An 18,189-nucleotide genomic window follows, 5' to 3' on the forward strand; every position below is an offset into this window, starting at 1 on the left:
CCGAAAGGAGCAGAGAAAGGCAAACAAACAAGCTTACACATCTTCTTAAACGTAATGTCATCATATTATGTCTTCTTTTTAAGAGTAATGTCATATTTTGTTTCTATCTATAGGTTTTGATAAGTTTAGATTTAGATATTAGGGAAATGTGGAATATGCATCGCTTCACGTGAAATTTCCATCTTCTATCTAATTTCCATTTTTTTTGTTTTGCATTTATAAGAAAATCAACTATACCAAATTAAAGAGCTTTTGACAAATCAACCTAAAAATCAGCCAAAGATTACGGACAAAAATCAATCAAAACGCCCCCCCCGCACGTTCAAATCTTCCAACACCCTTATCCTTATACACTTAAATTATACTTGTTTTTAAGGAATAATTATCCCGTCAAACCATTTATTTGACGGTAAGGCATTTTTTTTGTTATACTCCTGCTTCTTAGGCGTCTCCGTAGCTCAATTGGATAGAGCAACTGCCTTCTAAGCAGTAGGTTGCGTGTTCAACTCACGCCGGAGACATTCTTTTTGGTGGTTGTAGCTCAACTGGTCAGAGCGTCGGTTTGTGGAGCCGAAGGTTGCGGGTTCAAGTCCCGTCAGCCACCCCATAAAACGACATCTTAACACACATTAGTGTGTTGGCGGTGTAGCTCAGAGGTAGAGCAGAGGACTCATAAGCCTTTGGTCGTAGGTTCAATTCCTACCACCGCCATTTCGTGTTCTGATTTTTTTTAAACCGCGCAACTTTGTAAAAAGTGGAATAAAAACATTGTTTAAATGTATAAATGCCCAGTCAATGCCTCCCGCATTGCGTTGTTCGATTAAAACATTCGAGGGCAGGCTGCTAAGGAAGAACGACTTATTTAAAAAAAAGGGAATCTACCGCAGTGTTTTTATTACACTTGAAGAGTCAGATAATAATAGGCGCAACATTTAACTCAATTTAAATTATTTGAGGAATCAAAAACGCCCTTGAGATGGGTTTGGAAAGAAATTTGGTGTTAATATTGCAGAAAATCGTAAAAGTTTGGTGTGAAAATCATGAAAAAAATAATACCCATCAATTTAAAAAACAATAAATATAATATTCTTCTTTCGCAATTGGACAAAGATTTTTTAACCGCTTTTAAAAAAATACAAAAAACAACTTCTTTATTTATAGTGACCGATAAAACTGTAGAAAAACTATACTTGCAGAAGTTTTCAGATTTATTAGAGCAACAAGGCTTCAACATAAAAACAGCAGTTATCTCTGCAGGCGAATCAGGAAAGAGCATAAAAAACCTTTCTTTCTTGTACGACAAAGCTCTTGAATCTAGTATAAACAGAAAAAGTTGCGCAATAGCTTTGGGTGGCGGAGTTATTGGCGACATCACAGGTTTTTTTGCAGCAACATACATGCGCGGTATAAATTTTATTCAAATACCTACGACTTTACTTGCAATGACAGATTCTTCCATCGGCGGTAAAACCGCAGTAAATACGCCCAACGGGAAAAATATTGCAGGCGTGTTTTATCAACCTAAACTTGTATGGATTAATACTGCTTTTTTAAGTTCTCTACCTGCCAACCATATAAAAAACGGACTGTCTGAAATTATAAAATACGCTGTTGTGTTTGATAGAAAATTTTATAATTATTTACTTAGCGCGCTCAAAAATAGAATTATATCTTCAGAAAATTTTGACTATATAATATCTCAAAGTTGTTCGTACAAAGCTAAAATTGTTGAAAAAGATGAAAAAGAAATAACCGAGCTTAGAGCTATTTTAAATTTTGGACACACTTTTGCGCACGCTCTTGAAACAGCTACTAAATATAAAAAATTTTTACATGGAGAAGCTGTTGCAATAGGAATGCTTTTTGCCACAAAACTTTCTCTAGAATTAAAAACATGTAAAGAAAAAACGTACAAAGAAATAAAAAGTATTCTGCAACTGTCGCATTTTAACTTAAACGTAAAGTTTAATGCCGTACAGTTTTTATCGCTCATGAAAAAAGATAAAAAGTCAGTTGACGGAAATATTAAATTTGTTCTTACAAAAGACATAGGAGAAGTGATTAACAGTTATGTAAAGGACGACATTGTTTTAAATGTTTTAAAAAAATTTTCCGGAGCAACTAAATGAAAAAAATATTAATTGTAAATGGTCCAAACATAAATATACTTGGCGCAAGAGAACCCAAAATATACGGAAACATTACACTCGCAGAAATTGAAAAAGAGTTAAGTCTGCTTGCAAAAAAACTTAACGTTGAAGTTGATTTTTTTCAATCTAATCACGAAGGTGAAATTATAGACAAGATTCAAAGTAGCGTAAATACTGTTTCTGGAATAATTATAAATCCTGCAGCTTTTACACACACATCGATAGCCATAAGAGACGCTCTGTCTTCCGTTTCTACACCCACGATAGAAGTGCATATTTCAAATATTTATGCTAGAGAAGAGTTTAGACATAAATCTTATGTTGCCCCCATAGCTTTAGGGCAAATTGCTGGACTGGGAACTGATGGATATATTTTTGCATTAAAAAAACTAGCATCATTAGCGCAAACATTTAATTAAAGACTTGCTCTTCAACAAGTTTTGCAATAATGTGTATTAGAAGAATGTGACATTCCTGGGTTCTTGATGTAATCTTGGATGGAGCGCAATAGCATAAATCGCACACATCCTTCATCTTCCCACCGTTAACATTCGTCATACCTATTGTGAATATACCTAATTTCTTTGCAGATTCCACTGCCCTAATAACGTTGATTGAATTGCCGCTTGTAGATATTGCTATAAAAATATCGCCTTTTTGAGCAAAAGCTTCAAGTTGCCTGCTGAAAGAATACTCATAACCAAAATCGTTACCAACGGCTGTAACTGTAGATATATTCTCAGGCAAAGCAATAGACGGTAACGCTTCTCTATTTTTTTCAAAACGCACAACCATTTCAGCGGCAAAATGCAAAGCATCTGAAGCAGAGCCGCCATTCCCGCAAATAATTGTCTTTTTTTTATTTTTATATGCTTCAACAATTTTATTGACAACACTATAAATACAATCAATCTGAGCGTTTTCAAGCATTTTCTTTTTTGCTTCAATGCTCTCACTGATTAAATTTTTAATAATACCTTTTGTTCTCATAATATCTCTAGTTTTGCGCTAGACTTCATCTTTCAAATATATATTTTGGAAGAAAATCTGTACTTACGCCTCCTTTGCGGAATGTTTCATTTGCCATAATTTTACTATGTAAAGAGACTGTATTTTTAATACCCTCAATTTCAACTTCTCTCAAAGCTCTCTGCATCCTTATTACAGATTCGTTCCTGTCTGAGCCAAAAGCAATAATTTTTGCAATCAAGCTGTCATAAAATGGCGGGATTGTATATCCGGAATAAACATGAGAATCTATTCTAATTCCCGGTCCTCCCGGCAAAAATAACTTGCCAATTTTCCCGGGAGATGGAATAAAATCTGTGTCAGGATCCTCGGCATTTATTCTGCACTCTATGGCATGTCCAAGGATTTTAACTTTTTCGGAGATAATCGAAAGTTTTTCTCCGGCAGCAAGTTTTATTTGTTCTTTCACCAAATCTATGCCTGTAATCATTTCAGTAACAGGATGTTCTACCTGAATTCTTGTATTCATCTCCATGAAATAAAAATGACCTTTTTTGTCTAAAATAAATTCTACTGTACCCACAGTAACATATTTTATAGCTGCCGCCACGCTCTTTGCAGCTTTACCCATTTTCTTTCGTAGAGCTGGGCTCATTAATGGAGAAGGACTTTCTTCTACAAGCTTCTGATGTCTTCTTTGTATGGAACAATCTCGCTCGGGAAGGTATGCCGTTCTTCCATATTTGTCGCCAAGCACCTGAAACTCTATGTGATGAGGCTCTTCAATATATTTTTCCATATAAACATCAGGGTTCCCAAAAGCTGCCTTTGCTTCGGTTTGAGCCATAATTATAGCGTTTTGAAGAGCTTCTTCGGAAACTACTATTCTCATACCTTTTCCACCACCGCCAGCTGTCGCTTTAATAATAACAGGATATCCTGTTTTTTTTGCCATAGCAAAAATTTTGGGATCATCTGCGCTTACCGATCCGTTTGAACCAGGTACTGTAGGAACGCCCGATTTTTTCATAAGTTCTACAGCGGAAATTTTATCGCCCATTTGCTCTATAGACTCTTTTGAAGGTCCTATAAATTTTAGTCCGCAAGCTTCGCAGACTTCTGCAAAATATGTGTTTTCAGCTAAAAATCCGTATCCGGGGTGAATTGCATCTGCGCCGGAAATTTCTGCAGCCGCTATAATACTTGGTATGTTTAAATAACTTTCGGAAGCGCTGGCATGCCCTACGCATATTGCTTGATCGGCAAGCTTCACATGCATGCTTTCTCTATCAACTTCCGAATGAACAGCAACGGTTTTGATACTGAGATCTCTGCAAGCTCTTATGATTCTGCATGCTATTTCGCCTCTATTTGCAATCAAAACTTTTTTAAACATTTGTATCTCCACAAAGTTGAAACAAAATTTCTCTTTTTACATTATTTGCTTGTATCTACTAGAAATAATTCTTGCCCATATTCAACAGATTGACCATTTGCAACTAAAACTTTTATAACTTTACCTTTGATTTTAGAATGTACGTCTTTAATAATTTTCATGGCTTCAATTTGCCCAACTTTTTGTCCCTCAACTACCCTATCACCTTCTTTGATAAGCGGAAATTGGTCGCTGTTTTGATTGTCGGAAAATGTGCCAACCATAGAAGACTTGATAGCAATAAGCGTCGATTTTTTTGTTTCCTCTGATTTTTTTGCAACGACTTCTTTTACAACTGATACCACAGGTTCTACATCGGCTTTTTTAAAATATAAAGAATTACCATCGCTTTGATATTTCATTTCTTCAATGTCAGTATCTCTTATTGACTTTAAAAAATCTTTAATTTCCTGCGAATTCATTTTACCCTCGTTGATCCCACAAAATTACGCGGACTATTAAATAAGGACTGCAACATAAATGTCGACAGTAATAAACTTGCATTATTAATTGTTAACCCTTTCCACGTATTCACCTGTTCTGGTATCAACCTTTATTCTATCGCCTTCCTTTATAAAGAGAGGCACGCGAATATCAGCGCCTGTTTCAAGTTTAGCCATTTTTGTAAGATTGGAAACGGAATCACCTTTGATTCCCGGTTCTGACTCAGCTATCGTCATTTCTATTATTATAGGGAGGTCTATACCAATAAGTTCGTTTTCAATATAGATAGCTTCAATTTCAAGATTTTCTTTCAAGAAATTTGCCATTTCACCTAAAAGTTTCGGCTCAACGGTTATCTGTTCGTAGGTGTTCATATCCATAAAATTAAAATTGGTCCCTTCTTTATATAAGAACTGTTTTTTCTGCCTTGTAACGCTTAAAGCCTCAAATTTTTCACCTGATTTAAAAGTGCGCTCTATAATACCACCCTTTTTAAGATGTTTAAGTTTTACGCGCATTACGGCTCCTCCTTTGCCGGGTTTGTGGTTTTGAAACCATACAATCTGGTAAGGGTTCCCGTCAACTAGAATGTTGAGCCCATTTTTAAAATCCGATGTTGAAACCATTTTGCCTCCTATAACCAAATTGCTTTAAGTTGCTTTGTTAAATTTTAATACGCACCGTCGCTACGAGACTTGCGATGTTTCAAGTAGCAACAACAATTGCTTCGTCATTTCATTTCTCTAGCGCAATCTAAAGTGATTTGACTACATAATTAATATACTGCTGAAGTTAATACTTCACAATCATTTTCTTTGATTAAAATTGTGTCTTCAATTCTTACGCCAAAGTTTTGCTCAATGTATATTCCGGGTTCAACTGTAACAGCCATACGCGTCAAAAAGATACCTTCGGCATTCGACGCTAACGAAGGCATTTCATGAATTTCTATACCTATCCCATGTCCCGTAGCATGAATAAACTTATCTTCATATCCGGACTCTTTTATAATGTTTCTTGCCGTTTTATCGGCCCAAGCAATCGGCAATCCAGCCCTTATTCCCTTTATAACTGCATTTTGAGCGTTTTTTACAACATCCCAAATCTTTTTTTTATCGTCGTCGATTCTACCTAAAAAGTAAGTACGTGTCAAATCAGAACAGTAACCCTTATATACGCAGCCAATATCCATCATCACTATGTCATTTGTAGTTATTTTCCTTAAGGAACTTATGTGGTGGGGATTAGCCGAGTTTTCTCCTGAAGCAATTATAGGATTGAAACTTTCTACTACATGATTTTTGGCAAATAACTCTAACACCCTGTAGTGAATATCAAGTTCACTTACGCCAGGCTTTAGCTCGCCTTTAATTGTATTACATACTTCGGATACAATTTTACAGGATTTTTTTAACTTTATAATTTCATCTTTGTTCTTCGTAATACGAATGTTATCTAAAATACCAGCTTTTTTTACGATATTAATTTTTTCTTGATTTAATTTTTCGCTTAATAATATAAAATTTGCAACATCTATATATTTGGTATCAATTAATACATTATTTACATTATTCTGCTTTAAAATTTCTGTAATCGTTTTATAAAATGGCTCCCCTACGCATATATTTATGTTTCGATTTTTGAAAAATTCTCTTAGTTGATGCTCTATCATTTTAGAACATATAGAGTATATTTTATCTTTTACAAGCAAAAGCCAAAACCCGTCAAATTCTGCATCTGTGAGGTAAAAAATCTCTTTTATATTGGTAAAAAGTACACACTGAGATTTACAGTTTTGAAATATTTGCGAAATTTTTTGCTCCATTATCAACCTCTTTTTGTTTATTTTTCATCGGAATAAAAGCAACATACTTGACAATTATACAATTATTTTATTACAATAGCAAAGCAATCATAGGGTATGGTTGTAATTTAATTGTCCGCTACGGCGGATAGAAAAATAAGGAGTTGCAGTAATGGCACAAGGTAAAGTGAAGTGGTTTAACGATCAAAAAGGGTATGGATTCATTTCGAATGATGATGGATCGGGTGATGTTTTTGCGCACTATTCGGCTATCCAGTTCGAAGGATTCAAATCGTTAGCAGAAGGCGACAGTGTAGAATTTGAAGTTGTAAATTCAGACAAAGGTCCTAAAGCAGCAAACATAAAGAAGATCTGACCTACTACTAACTAACAACCTAAAGGGGTCTCGGAGAATTTTCTCTGAGACCCCTTTTTTAGTTCTGTGTCTATTTTGATTAACTAAACGTTACACATGGGCAACTGTAGGTATCTAAAATATGCCTTGTCGCTCTGCATTGAGCGCGTTGTTGTATCAATACAAAGTTAGCTGACTATATGTTGCTTTAATTGACAAACGTTTTGCGAAAACTCAATTTCTTAAGATTTTAATTGCTCTATCGAGTGTTTCTGTACCAAACGTTTCGATTTTACCCTTATAAGATAAGTTTTTTAAATTGCCTTTTGGTATTATTGCTTTTTTAAAACCAAGTTTTTCCGCTTCTGCTAGCCTCTCTGAGACAAGGGCAACAGAACGTATTTCTCCGGCAAGACCAACTTCACCAAAAACTATCACATCTTTAGGACACACAAAATTTGAATTTGCGGACACTATCGCACAGGCTGCCGCCAAATCAACAGAAGTTTCTTTTACCTTGACACCGCCTGCGATATTTACAAAAATATCCTGCGTTGCCAAAGGAAGATCCAACCTTTTTTCTAAAACTGCTATAAGAATTATAATACGATTTGCATCATATCCTGAAACCATTCTGCGAGGCAGACCAAAAGCAGTTCTTGCAACTAAAGCCTGCACCTCTAACAGGATAGGCCTTGTACCTTCCATTGCTACAGTTACAATATTTCCTGCAGCGTTCATAACGCGTTCACCTAAAAAAATAAGCGACGGATTTGAAACCTCTCGGAGACCAGTGGAATTCATCTCAAAAATTCCGATTTCACTTGTAGGACCAAATCTATTTTTATAGGATCTTAAAATTCTATACGTATGCTGACGTTCATTTTCAAAATACAATACCGTATCTACAATATGCTCTAACACTCTCGGACCGGCCAAATCTCCTTCTTTTGTAACATGCCCCAAAAGAAATACCGTAATATTCTTAGATTTTGCAATTCTTAAAAGTTCAGCGGCAGTTTCCCTTACCTGTCCAACAGTGCCCGGCGCGCCTGTAAGCTCAGGGTGATAAGTTGTCTGAATTGAATCTATAACCAAAAATCTAGGTTCTATTTTGTTTATGGCATCAACAATATTTTGAAGGTTTGTTTCAGAAGCCAAAAAAATATTATCTTTTTTTACCTTAAGGCGCTCTGCGCGCGACTTAACCTGTGAAAGAGATTCTTCTCCCGATATGTAAAGGACTATGCCTTGATCACTTAAAGCGTCCGATATATGCAACATTAATGTTGACTTGCCTATCCCTGGAGCGCCGCCTAAAAGTATCAAAGATCCAGGGACAACACCGCCGCCTATCATATTGTCAAATTCTCTTATTTTAGTTTGATATCGTGAAAAATCTTTAACCGAAATATCATTTAATTTTAGAACTTCTGATGAAAACCCCGTGAGTTGTCTTGCAGTGGAATATGTTTTTGTTTGAACTGAAAATTTTTCCTCCACAAAACTGTTCCAAGCACCGCAAGAAGAACACTTGCCAAGCCACTTGACGGACTCGTAACCACATTGTTGGCATAAAAATTTTGTTTTTTGTTTTTTCATTACATATAGCCGGCTATAAGTTAAGTGATTATATTATTTTGAAGCTACTGTGGCAACGCTTATAATTCCAAGAACCGCCGCTAAATCTTTATCATCAATTTTAAGTTTTACGTACGGTGTAACAGCAATTTTATGAAAAATATCTTCAACTGCAACTCCAGCATAAAGCCATTTTGCCACGCCAATTCTTATATCTGCATCAATTTGTGGACCGTGCGCTTTTCTTGAAAAATCGAACACATTTGCATGTACTTGTAATTTTTTATAAGAATCGTATATAGGCTGAAAAAAAGAATGACCGCATCCAACACCCGCTTTGCCTCTTAGCGCACCACCATAAATTTCAGAATTTTTTCTCCTAAACCCTAATAGAGCTTCCAATTTATTTATATTTTGTTTTTCATCTTGATCTGTAACAGATTTGTAATCTGCAACATTTGCAACGCCTACATAATAGAATTTGTTATCATTAGGCATTATTGTTATACCGATATCATTTCTTAATTTCTCGTCCTTAGCATTGTATCTGCCCGTACAATCCCAGCTCAACCTTAACTTATCAGCCTTTAACACCGTGTCCCTGAGGGTACCAACGGTTTCTTTTGCAGATGTTACCGTTTCTTTCAACTCTTTAGCCATTTGCTTGTCTCTTATGAGGGTCGCTATCGTGCCTTCACCATCGCACAAGCGTGAAACTAATATATCAAGTTTTGCGGCAACATCTTTTATTGATAACAAAGTATCGCTCAAAGATTGTTTACTGTCTGCGGAAACACCCACAATATCAGTCGAAAATCGATTGAAATTATTAATTGTTTCTGCGATTTGTTCGTTTTGCGCTGCAATATTGTTCAAAATCTCTTTTAAAGACCATATAGCGTCTGCAAGATTTTCCATCATATTTCCGTACGTTTTATTATCCATAGCTTTATTAACACTATTTGCAATATTTGTTAATGTTCCTTCCATCGACTGAACATTGCCTGGCGGTATGAAATCCCCTTCCCCCAACACGGACTCGCTTGCGTCTCCTGGAACAACTTCAATATATTTTGTTCCGATAATGCCAACTGAAACAATGCGCACACAAGCATTTTTATACAGCACAACTTTCTTATTTATTGAAAGTTTTAATTTCGCTTTCGAATTCTCCAAACAAACACCTCTTAAAACTCCAATATCAACGCCCGCTATCTTCACTTTCGCTTTTCTAGTAAGACCTGAGATATTATCGAAATTCACGTAAATATTGTACGTTTTTTTTAAAGAAAAAGACCCAGTAGCAAAAATGGAAACAATTATTGCAAAAAGACCGACAATAATAAAAATTCCAAGTTTTAATTGGTTGCTCATATTTTATCCATTCCGAAAGTTCTATCTGTAAGAATCGGTCCTCGTCTAGAGCCTTCAACAAACTGCCTTACATATTCATTTTTAGTATTCTGCGCTTCTTCCAGCGCACCGTTAAAAATTATACCGCCATTGTAAAGCATCACGATTCTATCTGCTATTTTATAAGCAGATTTCATATCGTGCGTTACAACGATAGAAGTAACATGTAAATATTTTTTCAAATTGATTATTAAGTCGCTTATTACATCTGCCATTATAGGATCAAGACCCGTAGTCGGCTCGTCGTATAAAATATAACTTGGTTGATATGCAACAGCTCTTGCAAGACCAACCCGCTTCTTCATTCCACCTGAAAGATCAGACGGTTTTAAATGCTCTACTTTTTCCAAACCAACCATTGAAAGACATTGTGCAACCTTTTGTTCTATTTCTTTATCAGTATGAGACGTAAGCGTTCTTAAACCAAACGCAACATTTTCAAAAATACTAAGAGAATCAAAAAGAGCGGCCTCTTGAAACACATATCCCATCTTTTTTTGAGTTTCACGCAAATCAAAGGAAGAACTCTTTGTTATGTCTATATCGTCAATTTTTACACTGCCATCGTCGGGTTTAATAAGTCCAACTATAGTTTTTAACAAAATACTTTTTCCTACTCCGGAAGATCCTATAATGACAACAGTCTCTCCGTCGCGAACCTCGAAGTTCACTCCGCGAAGAACATGCTTATCTCCAAAACTTTTGCAAACATTCTTTATTTTTATCATTTTATTTTTATGGCAACTAACAACAACGTTAAAAAGTAATCTGAGATTAAAATAAGCACCATGGAAGACATCACAGAACTCGTAGTAGCTTTTCCAACGCCTTCCGCTCCATCTTTTGTGTTAAAACCTTTATGACACGCTACTATCACTATAATTAACGCAAAGAAAAAAGATTTTATAAACCCGTGAAGAAAAGTACGAACTGTCATAAAGTCCAAACACTGTGACCAATACACGCTTGAAGGAACGTCCCAAGAAGTCGTAGTGAGAACCATTCCGCCATAAACTCCAATTATATTTGCAATAACCGTAAGCGTAGGCAACATAAAAAAACATGCGACAAATCGTGAAACAGCAAGAAATTTTACAGGACTTGTGCCAAGTGTATATAAAGCGTCAAGCTGCTCGGTAACTTTCATTGTACCGAGCTCTGCCGTAATTGCCGCGCCAACTCTTCCTGCAACAACTATAGCCGTAAGAACGGGTCCCAATTCTACAACCAAAGAAAGACCTGTTACAGTGCCAACATATACCGGCTCATTAAAAAGATTTGCAGTTGCCGTTCCCACCTGAAGAGCCAAAACCATACCTGTAAAAAAAGAAGTTAGTATTATTATCGGCGTAGAATACCAGCCAACTTCCACCATTTGGATAACAGTACTTTTTAAAGGTATATCGCCTTTAAGTATGTACGCCATAGCCTCTGCAGTCATTACAGCAGCCTTGCCCAGTCCCTCCAATAACTCAACAACAATACCGACAGACCTCTGACCGAATCTTTCAATAGAACGCCACATCCTCATCAGTTTAGTTTTATTTTTTTTAACATATTTTGTCAAATAACTATCCTCGGCACATGCGAAGATATTGCGCAAGTTATTTCATAACTTACCGTATCTTGTATTTTTGCAAGCTCATCGACTTTAATCTGCTCTTTGCCCTGAACTCCTATTAAAACCGCTTCATCACCAACGGCAACGCCTTTCACTCCGGTTACATCTATCATCGTCATATCCATTGTAATTCTACCAGCAATAGGACAACGCTTTCCTCCAACCAAAACATCTCCCTTATTAGACAACAATCTATTATAACCGTCAGCATACCCTACAGGAATTGTAGCAATAACAGAAGCTCTGTTTGTAACGAAAGTTCTTCCGTAGCTTATGCAAAATCCTGCCGGAACTTTCTTTAAAAATGTCACCTTCGTTTTCCATGAAAGAACAGGTTTAAGTTTCAAAAATCTCTCAGCATGTTTAAAAGGATTAAGACCGTAAAGACTTAGTCCAGGTCGCACCATATCAAGGTGAGTACGTTTATTTTTAAATAATGCTGCAGAATTTGCAGAATGCGCAATAAACTTCAATCCTAGATTTGTACGAGCAAATTTAACAATTTTTGCAAAAATACTAAGTTGCGCCTGTGTAAAAACAGGATCCGTGTCTGCAACCGCATAATGAGTATACGCGCCACTCATATTTATTTTAGGAATCTGAGCAATTTTTTGCAACATAGCATACGACGCTTCCGGTTGTGCGCCAATACGCCCCATACCTGTATCTATTTGTAAATGAAAACTAATTTTTTTATCTAATTTCATCGCCAAATCTTCCAAAACCAAAAGACCAGCCATTGTAGAAACAGTAGGAGTCAAAGAATGAGCCACCGCAACTTGAAAATTTTCAAAGGGGAAGATATTACCCAAAATCAAAATATTAGTTTTTATACCGGCTTCTCTAAATTGTATCCCCTCTTCAAGAGAAGAAACAGCAATCCAAGGTACCCCGGCTTTTTGCGCCTCTTTTGCAAGAGCAATACCACCATGACCATAAGCATCGGATTTAATAACCGCCATGATTTTAGTGTCTTTCGCAACATACTCTTTGATTTTTTTTAAATTGAAATGAAAATCACTTTTGTCAATCTCGATCCATGTTTGTCTAAAAAAAACACTGGATCTTCTGTCTATTGCAACTGCTCCTGAAGGGGGAGGTCGTTTTCTCATTAATAATTATCCTGTATTTTGGATCCATCAGAGAACTTTGTGTATTCGCCTTCAAAAACTAAATTTATATCACCAGTTGGCCCATTTCTCTGTTTACCTATTATGAGCGTCGCCTTCTTTTGCAAATCAGGATCTTCCCTATTATAATATCCTTCTCTGTAAAGCATAGCAACAACATCGGCGTCTTGTTCAATTGCGCCTGAATCTCTTAAATCAGAAAGTTGAGGTCTATTATCTTTTCTCCCTCTATCTTCCGTTCTTCTTGAAAGTTGCGACAAAACAATCACAGGAACATCTAAATCTTTTGACAATGCCTTAAGAGATCTTGAGATTTCCGATACCTCCTGCTGGCGAGACTCAAACTTTTTTCCCGTACCTTGTATAAACTGAATATAGTCTATTATTATTAAAGCTAAAGGATTATTCTTTGCGTTCAGCTCTGTCGCAAGTTTTCTCGCGCGCGTTCTGAGCTCTATAACATTTATGCTAGAATCGTCATCAATAAAAATAGGCGCTTCGGCAATTTTGCCCGCTTCACTTGTAAGTCTAGGCCAGTCCGAACTGCTATATTGACCATTTCTTAATTTACTTGTATTAACTCTTGCCAAAGAAGCTAAAAATCTCAACATTAGCGCTTCTTGTTTCATCTCAAGAGAGAAAATAGCAACAGGCTTTTTCTGAACAACAGCAACATGCTCTGCAATATTTAAAGCTAAAGCAGTTTTGCCCATAGACGGACGCGCTGCCAAAACTATAAGTTCAGACGGATGAAGTCCTGCAGTTTTGGAGTCAAAATCGGCAAACCCTGTTGGAAGTCCAGAAATATCTTTTGGATTAGAATGCAACCTTTCGAGCTTTTGAAGCATAGGCATTACAAATTTAGATACGCTCTCGAGTCCTTGTTTTCCTTTCTTCTGTGAAATACTAAACAAAGCTGCCTGAGATTTGTCTAGTATTTCCTCAGGAGAATTCTGCTCATTAAACGCATCGGTTACCATCGTTGATCCAGCATTAATAAGCTGTCTTGATATTGACTTATCACGTATAATCGAAGAATAATGTTCAACATTTGCAGCAGTCTGCACAGACTCAATCAAACTTGTAAGATACGATACTCCGCCAACTTCGGCAAACATACCATTCTTTTTTAAAGCTTCTGAGACCGTATATAAATCAATCGGCTGATTTTCAATATATAAATCGTAAATTGTTAAAAAGATTTGTCGGTGTATCTCTTTGTAAAAGTCGCCCTCATTTACTATATCTACAACTTTCAAAATAGCTTCCTTCTCTATGAGCATTGCGCCCAAAGTAGCCATTTCTACATCTACAGCCTGAGGTGGAACTTTTTCCATTATGTTTGCCATTGTCATACCGACCCGTCCTCCATGAACATCTGTGGTCAACATAAAATCAGTTGGCTGTATTACTCATTCTCATCTACAACAGAAAGTTTTATTTTTACTACAACTTCAGGATGAAGTCTTACGTTTATTTCACAATTCCCAGGTTCTTTTATGTTCTCATGGAGGAGAATATCACGCTTGTTAATTTCAAAACCCTTTTCTTCAAAAATCTTTGAAATGTTTGATGCCGTTATCGAACCGAAAATTTTGCCATTTTTGCCAATTTTTGTCTTCGCAACAAATTCTGTTATCTCCATTTTAGAGGCAACTTCTTTTGCAACATTGATCACTTCTTCTCTCTGTTTTTCTAGCTTAACTCTTTCTCTTTCCCAAATTTTAAGATTTTGAGGAGTAGCTTCCGTAGCAAGATTTTGCGGAACGAGGTAGTTTCTTGCAAACCCGGACGAAACTTCTTTAATTTCGCCCTGACGCCCGACGTTGATAATATCGGACCTTAATATAACTTTCATTTTTCCCTCCGGAACAATCTAAATCCATTTTTGTAAACGCAAAACGTCAATTAATTTGTCGTAAAAGACACAAGCGCAAGCATTCTTGCTCTTTTAATTGCCGTGTCGAGTTTTCTTTGATGCTTTACGCATGTGCCGGTTATGCGTCCTGGAAGTATCTTGCCTTGTTCAGTCACAAACGCGCGAAGCAAACCTATACTCTTGTAATCTATTTCAATTTTGTCTGCGCAAAAACGGCAAACTTTTCTTCTTATTGGTCCGCCTCTTTTGAATTTTCCACCAGGTCGTTCTTGACCTTTAACTGAACCTTGCGATCTGCCATGTCCTGACGGCTTTTTTATATATGCCATATTTTCCCCTCCAACCGCTTAAAACGGTATATCTTCTTCAACATCACCACTGCCATTATCAACCTGCGTAGATGATTCATTAACATTCTCAACAGGTTTTGCGCCTATTGCCGCATTTTCCTGTCTTGCTATCGAAAGAAACTGAACCCTTGAAGCCACAACTTCTAGGCGACTTTTTTTAGTGCCATCAGTTCCTTCCCACTTGTTTGTCTTAAGTCTTCCTTCCACATGGACAGGCAACCCTTTTTTCAAACGTTCACCACATTTTTCCGCCAGGTCTTCCCAAACAATAACAGGAACAAACGTAGGATTAGGATCGTCTTTCCATTCACCGGTAACAGTATCTTTCATTCTTCTGCTAATAGCTATATCAAACGAACAAACCGCTTTTCCCGTACCTGTGCGCCTGAGTTCGGGATCTCTTGTAAGTCTGCCAACCATTATAACGCTATTTTGCTCCGGCAAGCGGAGACTATTCTGCTGTTGGTTCATTTTGTTTTATCTCCGTCACTTGTGATTTTTCTGTTACAGCTTTTATTTTTGGAACTGACTTTGCAACAACTTTTTTCTTTTCAATTTTAACCGTCAGAAATCTTATAACTGAATCGTTAAATTTGAAAAAGCTCTCAAGAGCGCTAACCATCTCGCCATTGCCACTAAGTTCCATACAAACATAACTTCCTTCACGGAATTTATTAACGGAATAAGCAAATCTCTTTTTTCCAAGCTGCTGAATCGTTTTAACAATTCCTTTTGCGGCTTCAATGGTTTTCACTGCTTTTGCGGTAAGTTCTTCAACTTTATCTATCGGCAGTTCTGGAGAAATGATAAACGTGCTTTCATAATTCATATTTTTACACCTCCTTTTTGGAATTCCCTGAGGTATTTGTGACCTCAGATTTAGCCTTACGCAAACACACGCAAAGCAAAGCTCTACGCGCTATTATACAAAATAAATATTTTTTTACAAGACTCATATCAGTTTAGCAGGAAGATCTATTGAAGATTGTTGAGCGTAAAATAATTCAGAAGGCTTACGCTAAGTCATTTAAACAATAAACGTAAAAACAAAGATTTCAAAAACGAAGACTATAAATGCGCAGACAATCTTGTGTAAAGTTTCAAATTAGATTTGTTTATTTTTATCTAAAAGTCTCCTCAAAATCCCACCAAGAGATGCCTATTGTTTCTTTGTTTAGCGGTATTCTTGTTTTATTAAATAACACGGGGAATTTTTTGCAGCGTTAAGTAAGTTTTTCTCAATGACTCTTGAAATATATTTTTCAAATCGTTGTTATATAATACTATTTGTAAAATTGTATGACTTTCGACATCTGTATGAAAAGTATTTTACGATGAGATGAAATCCTTAATCTTTTTTTCAAAACTACGTTTTTTAAATTCCCAAGTAGGTGAAGTTTATAACTTCGCTACTTACCTGTCCCTTTTCAAATGACAAAAAGCTGGTCAAATATATAATACATTTCATGCGGTTTGCATGACAATAGACAGTGGTAGATAATTTCAAGATTATGTATAATAGAACCAACTATAGGAGCGTTGAGGATATTTTAAATGTCTCATTTTTATGTAAAACCTGAAGCTATCAAAGAAAAAACTTTTTCTATAAGTGGTGAGCAAGCGCATTATGTATCCACTGTACGACGCTTTAAACCTAACGATGAAATAATGATTTTTGATGGGCTGGGGAATTCTTATAAGGCAAAAATTAATTCTATAAATAAAAACAAAATCGTAGGTAATATTTTGTCTTCCTCATATAAAAAATCTGAATTTATTTTAAAACTTTATACATCCATACCTAAAGGAGATAGATTTGAATGGCTCATAGAAAAATGCGCTGAAATAGGCGTTTCAGAAATCACGCCTACCAATACTAAAAGAAGCGTAAATGCTAATTTTTCCAAAAATAAACTTGAACGATATGAAAAAATATCTATCGCCGCGAGTTCTCAATGCGGGAGAAATGACATTATGAAAATAAATGATCCTTTGGACTTCAGAACTGCATGTGCGAATGTATTAATAAACAATAAATACATGAACGTATTGCCGTGGGAAAGTGAAAACAAAATTCTTTTAAATCATTTGTCCTCAACATCATCATTTGTTGGAGCAAATATTTTTATAGGTCCTGAAGGCGGCTTTGAAGATGAAGAAGTAGAACTTGCCAAATCGCTTGGCATCCAAACAATAACACTTGGCAACAATATTCTTAGAATAGAAACTGCCGCAATTGTCGCAAGTGGTTTAGTTTTAAGTTCTCAACATTTGGAATCAGAATGTTAAATGAAAAAATATTGTATAAAATTTTCATACACAAAATTAAAATTTATTGATTTTTCGATAAGTGGAGAGATGGCCGAGTGGTTTAAGGCGCAGTCCTGGAAAGACTGTTTATCCGAAAGGGTAACTAGGGTTCGAATCCCTATCTCTCCGTTTGTTATTTTTTAACAGCGTCGGTAAATAGTAAAAATAAAATATCTTTCTATAAATGTTCTATAAATGGATTGAAATGTTGCATTGTTGAGTCAAAATAATTAGGCATTAAATGTCCGTAGTATTGTTCTGTAACTACTACTGAATGATGTCCTAGTATTTTAGACAGTCCGTAAATGTCTTTGTGGACTTTTAGATAATGTGCAGCGAATGTATGTCTTAAGCAGTGTGCGTGATAGCCTTTAAACCCTATTTGTTTGTACCTCTTCCTTAAGTATGAAGAAGCGCTACTCATCGTTGGAATTGTTCCATCCGTATAAACTACAATATTATCAACCTTTATTTTGTTGTTTTGTGCTCGTTCTTTTTTAAGAGCAGATAGATACTCTTTTAGTTTTTCAGGCATTATTATAATTCTAAACTTACGACTCTTTGTGCGAAACGTTCCACTTGATTGTATTCTTATTTTGCCATTGATAAAATCTATGTCCGACCACTTAATATTTAAAATTTCTGAAATTCTTGCTCCAATGAAAAATCCTATATAATTTATTGTTCGCCATACTCATGTTGTTAAATCAATTACCTTCTTTATATCTTCTACCTTTTGCCAGTATTT

Annotated in this window: 20 protein-coding genes and 4 tRNA genes; 8 read left to right on the forward strand and 16 right to left on the reverse strand. The window is 36.0% G+C overall.

Features of this window, described 5'->3' with window-relative positions; all coding sequences use genetic code 11:
• Positions 1-447: 447 nt before the first annotated feature.
• From LE180_RS02680 to aroQ, 5 genes are all read left to right on the forward strand, one after another.
• Positions 448-521, forward strand: a tRNA-Arg gene (locus LE180_RS02680).
• Between the two features lie 9 nt (positions 522-530).
• Positions 531-607 (forward strand) — tRNA-His (locus LE180_RS02685).
• A gap of 32 nt (positions 608-639) precedes the next feature.
• Positions 640-711 (forward strand) — tRNA-Met (locus LE180_RS02690).
• Positions 712-1,040: 329 nt separating this feature from the next.
• Entirely contained in the window at positions 1,041-2,129 is a 1,089-nt protein-coding gene (gene aroB, locus LE180_RS02695) for a 3-dehydroquinate synthase (protein ID WP_374133945.1), read from the forward strand.
• On the forward strand, positions 2,126-2,569 hold the full coding sequence (gene aroQ / locus LE180_RS02700) for a type II 3-dehydroquinate dehydratase (protein ID WP_374133946.1): 444 nt from the start codon (positions 2,126-2,128) through the stop codon (positions 2,567-2,569). The genes aroB and aroQ overlap by 4 nt, the downstream gene beginning before the upstream one ends.
• Here aroQ and LE180_RS02705 read toward each other — a convergent pair.
• From LE180_RS02705 to LE180_RS02725, 5 genes are all read right to left on the reverse strand, one after another.
• Positions 2,562-3,140, reverse strand: coding sequence for an SIS domain-containing protein (locus LE180_RS02705; protein ID WP_374133947.1), 579 nt, complete (start codon positions 3,138-3,140; stop codon positions 2,562-2,564). The two genes, aroQ and LE180_RS02705, sit on opposite strands and share 8 nt — an antisense overlap.
• A gap of 25 nt (positions 3,141-3,165) precedes the next feature.
• Entirely contained in the window at positions 3,166-4,515 is a 1,350-nt protein-coding gene (gene accC, locus LE180_RS02710) for an acetyl-CoA carboxylase biotin carboxylase subunit (RefSeq protein ID WP_374133948.1), read from the reverse strand.
• 41 nt (positions 4,516-4,556) lie between these two features.
• Positions 4,557-4,976 carry an acetyl-CoA carboxylase biotin carboxyl carrier protein subunit gene (locus LE180_RS02715; RefSeq protein ID WP_374133949.1) on the reverse strand — a complete coding sequence of 140 codons (420 nt, stop codon included), beginning with the start codon at positions 4,974-4,976 and terminating at the stop codon, positions 4,557-4,559.
• An 84-nt stretch (positions 4,977-5,060) separates the two neighbouring features.
• Positions 5,061-5,624, reverse strand: coding sequence for an elongation factor P (gene efp / locus LE180_RS02720; protein ID WP_374133950.1), 564 nt, complete (start codon positions 5,622-5,624; stop codon positions 5,061-5,063).
• 149 nt (positions 5,625-5,773) lie between these two features.
• Positions 5,774-6,823, reverse strand: a complete 1,050-nt coding sequence (locus LE180_RS02725; protein WP_374133951.1) for a M24 family metallopeptidase — start codon at positions 6,821-6,823, stop codon at positions 5,774-5,776.
• A gap of 151 nt (positions 6,824-6,974) precedes the next feature.
• Between LE180_RS02725 and LE180_RS02730 the strand changes: the two genes are divergently transcribed.
• Positions 6,975-7,178: a cold-shock protein gene (locus LE180_RS02730; RefSeq protein ID WP_374133952.1), complete on the forward strand. Its 204-nt coding sequence runs from the start codon at positions 6,975-6,977 to the stop codon at positions 7,176-7,178.
• A 213-nt stretch (positions 7,179-7,391) separates the two neighbouring features.
• Here LE180_RS02730 and radA read toward each other — a convergent pair whose 3' ends face one another.
• The 10 genes from radA to rpsF are packed head-to-tail and all read right to left on the reverse strand — an operon-like array spanning position 7,392 to position 15,960.
• Complete coding sequence (gene radA, locus LE180_RS02735) at positions 7,392-8,759, reverse strand: DNA repair protein RadA (protein ID WP_374133953.1); 1,368 nt, start codon at positions 8,757-8,759, stop codon at positions 7,392-7,394.
• 33 nt (positions 8,760-8,792) lie between these two features.
• Positions 8,793-10,112 (reverse strand): MlaD family protein, encoded by a 1,320-nt coding sequence (locus LE180_RS02740; protein WP_374133954.1) that lies wholly within the window; start codon positions 10,110-10,112, stop codon positions 8,793-8,795.
• Positions 10,109-10,879, reverse strand: a complete 771-nt coding sequence (locus tag LE180_RS02745) for an ABC transporter ATP-binding protein (RefSeq protein ID WP_374133955.1) — start codon at positions 10,877-10,879, stop codon at positions 10,109-10,111. Before LE180_RS02745 ends, LE180_RS02740 begins: the two co-directional genes overlap by 4 nt.
• Positions 10,876-11,718 carry an MlaE family ABC transporter permease gene (locus LE180_RS02750; RefSeq protein ID WP_374133956.1) on the reverse strand — a complete coding sequence of 281 codons (843 nt, stop codon included), beginning with the start codon at positions 11,716-11,718 and terminating at the stop codon, positions 10,876-10,878. The genes LE180_RS02745 and LE180_RS02750 overlap by 4 nt, the downstream gene beginning before the upstream one ends.
• The gene (gene alr / locus LE180_RS02755; RefSeq protein ID WP_374133957.1) at positions 11,715-12,884 is read right to left on the reverse strand and encodes an alanine racemase; all 1,170 of its coding nucleotides are present in this window, start codon (positions 12,882-12,884) and stop codon (positions 11,715-11,717) included. The genes LE180_RS02750 and alr overlap by 4 nt, the downstream gene beginning before the upstream one ends.
• On the reverse strand, positions 12,884-14,293 hold the full coding sequence (dnaB, locus tag LE180_RS02760) for a replicative DNA helicase (protein WP_374133958.1): 1,410 nt from the start codon (positions 14,291-14,293) through the stop codon (positions 12,884-12,886). The genes alr and dnaB overlap by 1 nt, the downstream gene beginning before the upstream one ends.
• A gap of 17 nt (positions 14,294-14,310) precedes the next feature.
• Entirely contained in the window at positions 14,311-14,760 is a 450-nt protein-coding gene (gene rplI, locus LE180_RS02765) for a 50S ribosomal protein L9 (RefSeq protein WP_374133959.1), read from the reverse strand.
• A 50-nt stretch (positions 14,761-14,810) separates the two neighbouring features.
• The gene (gene rpsR, locus LE180_RS02770) at positions 14,811-15,110 is read right to left on the reverse strand and encodes a 30S ribosomal protein S18 (RefSeq protein ID WP_374133960.1); all 300 of its coding nucleotides are present in this window, start codon (positions 15,108-15,110) and stop codon (positions 14,811-14,813) included.
• 18 nt (positions 15,111-15,128) lie between these two features.
• Positions 15,129-15,602 carry a single-stranded DNA-binding protein gene (locus tag LE180_RS02775; protein WP_374133961.1) on the reverse strand — a complete coding sequence of 158 codons (474 nt, stop codon included), beginning with the start codon at positions 15,600-15,602 and terminating at the stop codon, positions 15,129-15,131.
• Positions 15,583-15,960, reverse strand: coding sequence for a 30S ribosomal protein S6 (gene rpsF / locus LE180_RS02780; protein ID WP_374133962.1), 378 nt, complete (start codon positions 15,958-15,960; stop codon positions 15,583-15,585). Before rpsF ends, LE180_RS02775 begins: the two co-directional genes overlap by 20 nt.
• 725 nt (positions 15,961-16,685) lie before the next feature.
• Between rpsF and LE180_RS02785 the strand changes: the two genes are divergently transcribed.
• Complete coding sequence (locus LE180_RS02785; RefSeq protein WP_374133963.1) at positions 16,686-17,420, forward strand: 16S rRNA (uracil(1498)-N(3))-methyltransferase; 735 nt, start codon at positions 16,686-16,688, stop codon at positions 17,418-17,420.
• A 63-nt stretch (positions 17,421-17,483) separates the two neighbouring features.
• A tRNA-Ser gene (locus LE180_RS02790) sits at positions 17,484-17,570 on the forward strand.
• 49 nt (positions 17,571-17,619) lie between these two features.
• Here the strand turns inward: LE180_RS02790 and LE180_RS02795 are convergent.
• Positions 17,620-18,123: a tyrosine-type recombinase/integrase gene (locus tag LE180_RS02795; RefSeq protein ID WP_374133964.1), complete on the reverse strand. Its 504-nt coding sequence runs from the start codon at positions 18,121-18,123 to the stop codon at positions 17,620-17,622.
• Positions 18,124-18,189 lie beyond the last annotated feature (66 nt).

The sequence above is a fragment of the Candidatus Endomicrobiellum pyrsonymphae genome, assembly GCF_020328025.1.
In the GTDB taxonomy this organism is placed as follows: domain Bacteria; phylum Elusimicrobiota; class Endomicrobiia; order Endomicrobiales; family Endomicrobiaceae; genus Endomicrobiellum; species Endomicrobiellum pyrsonymphae.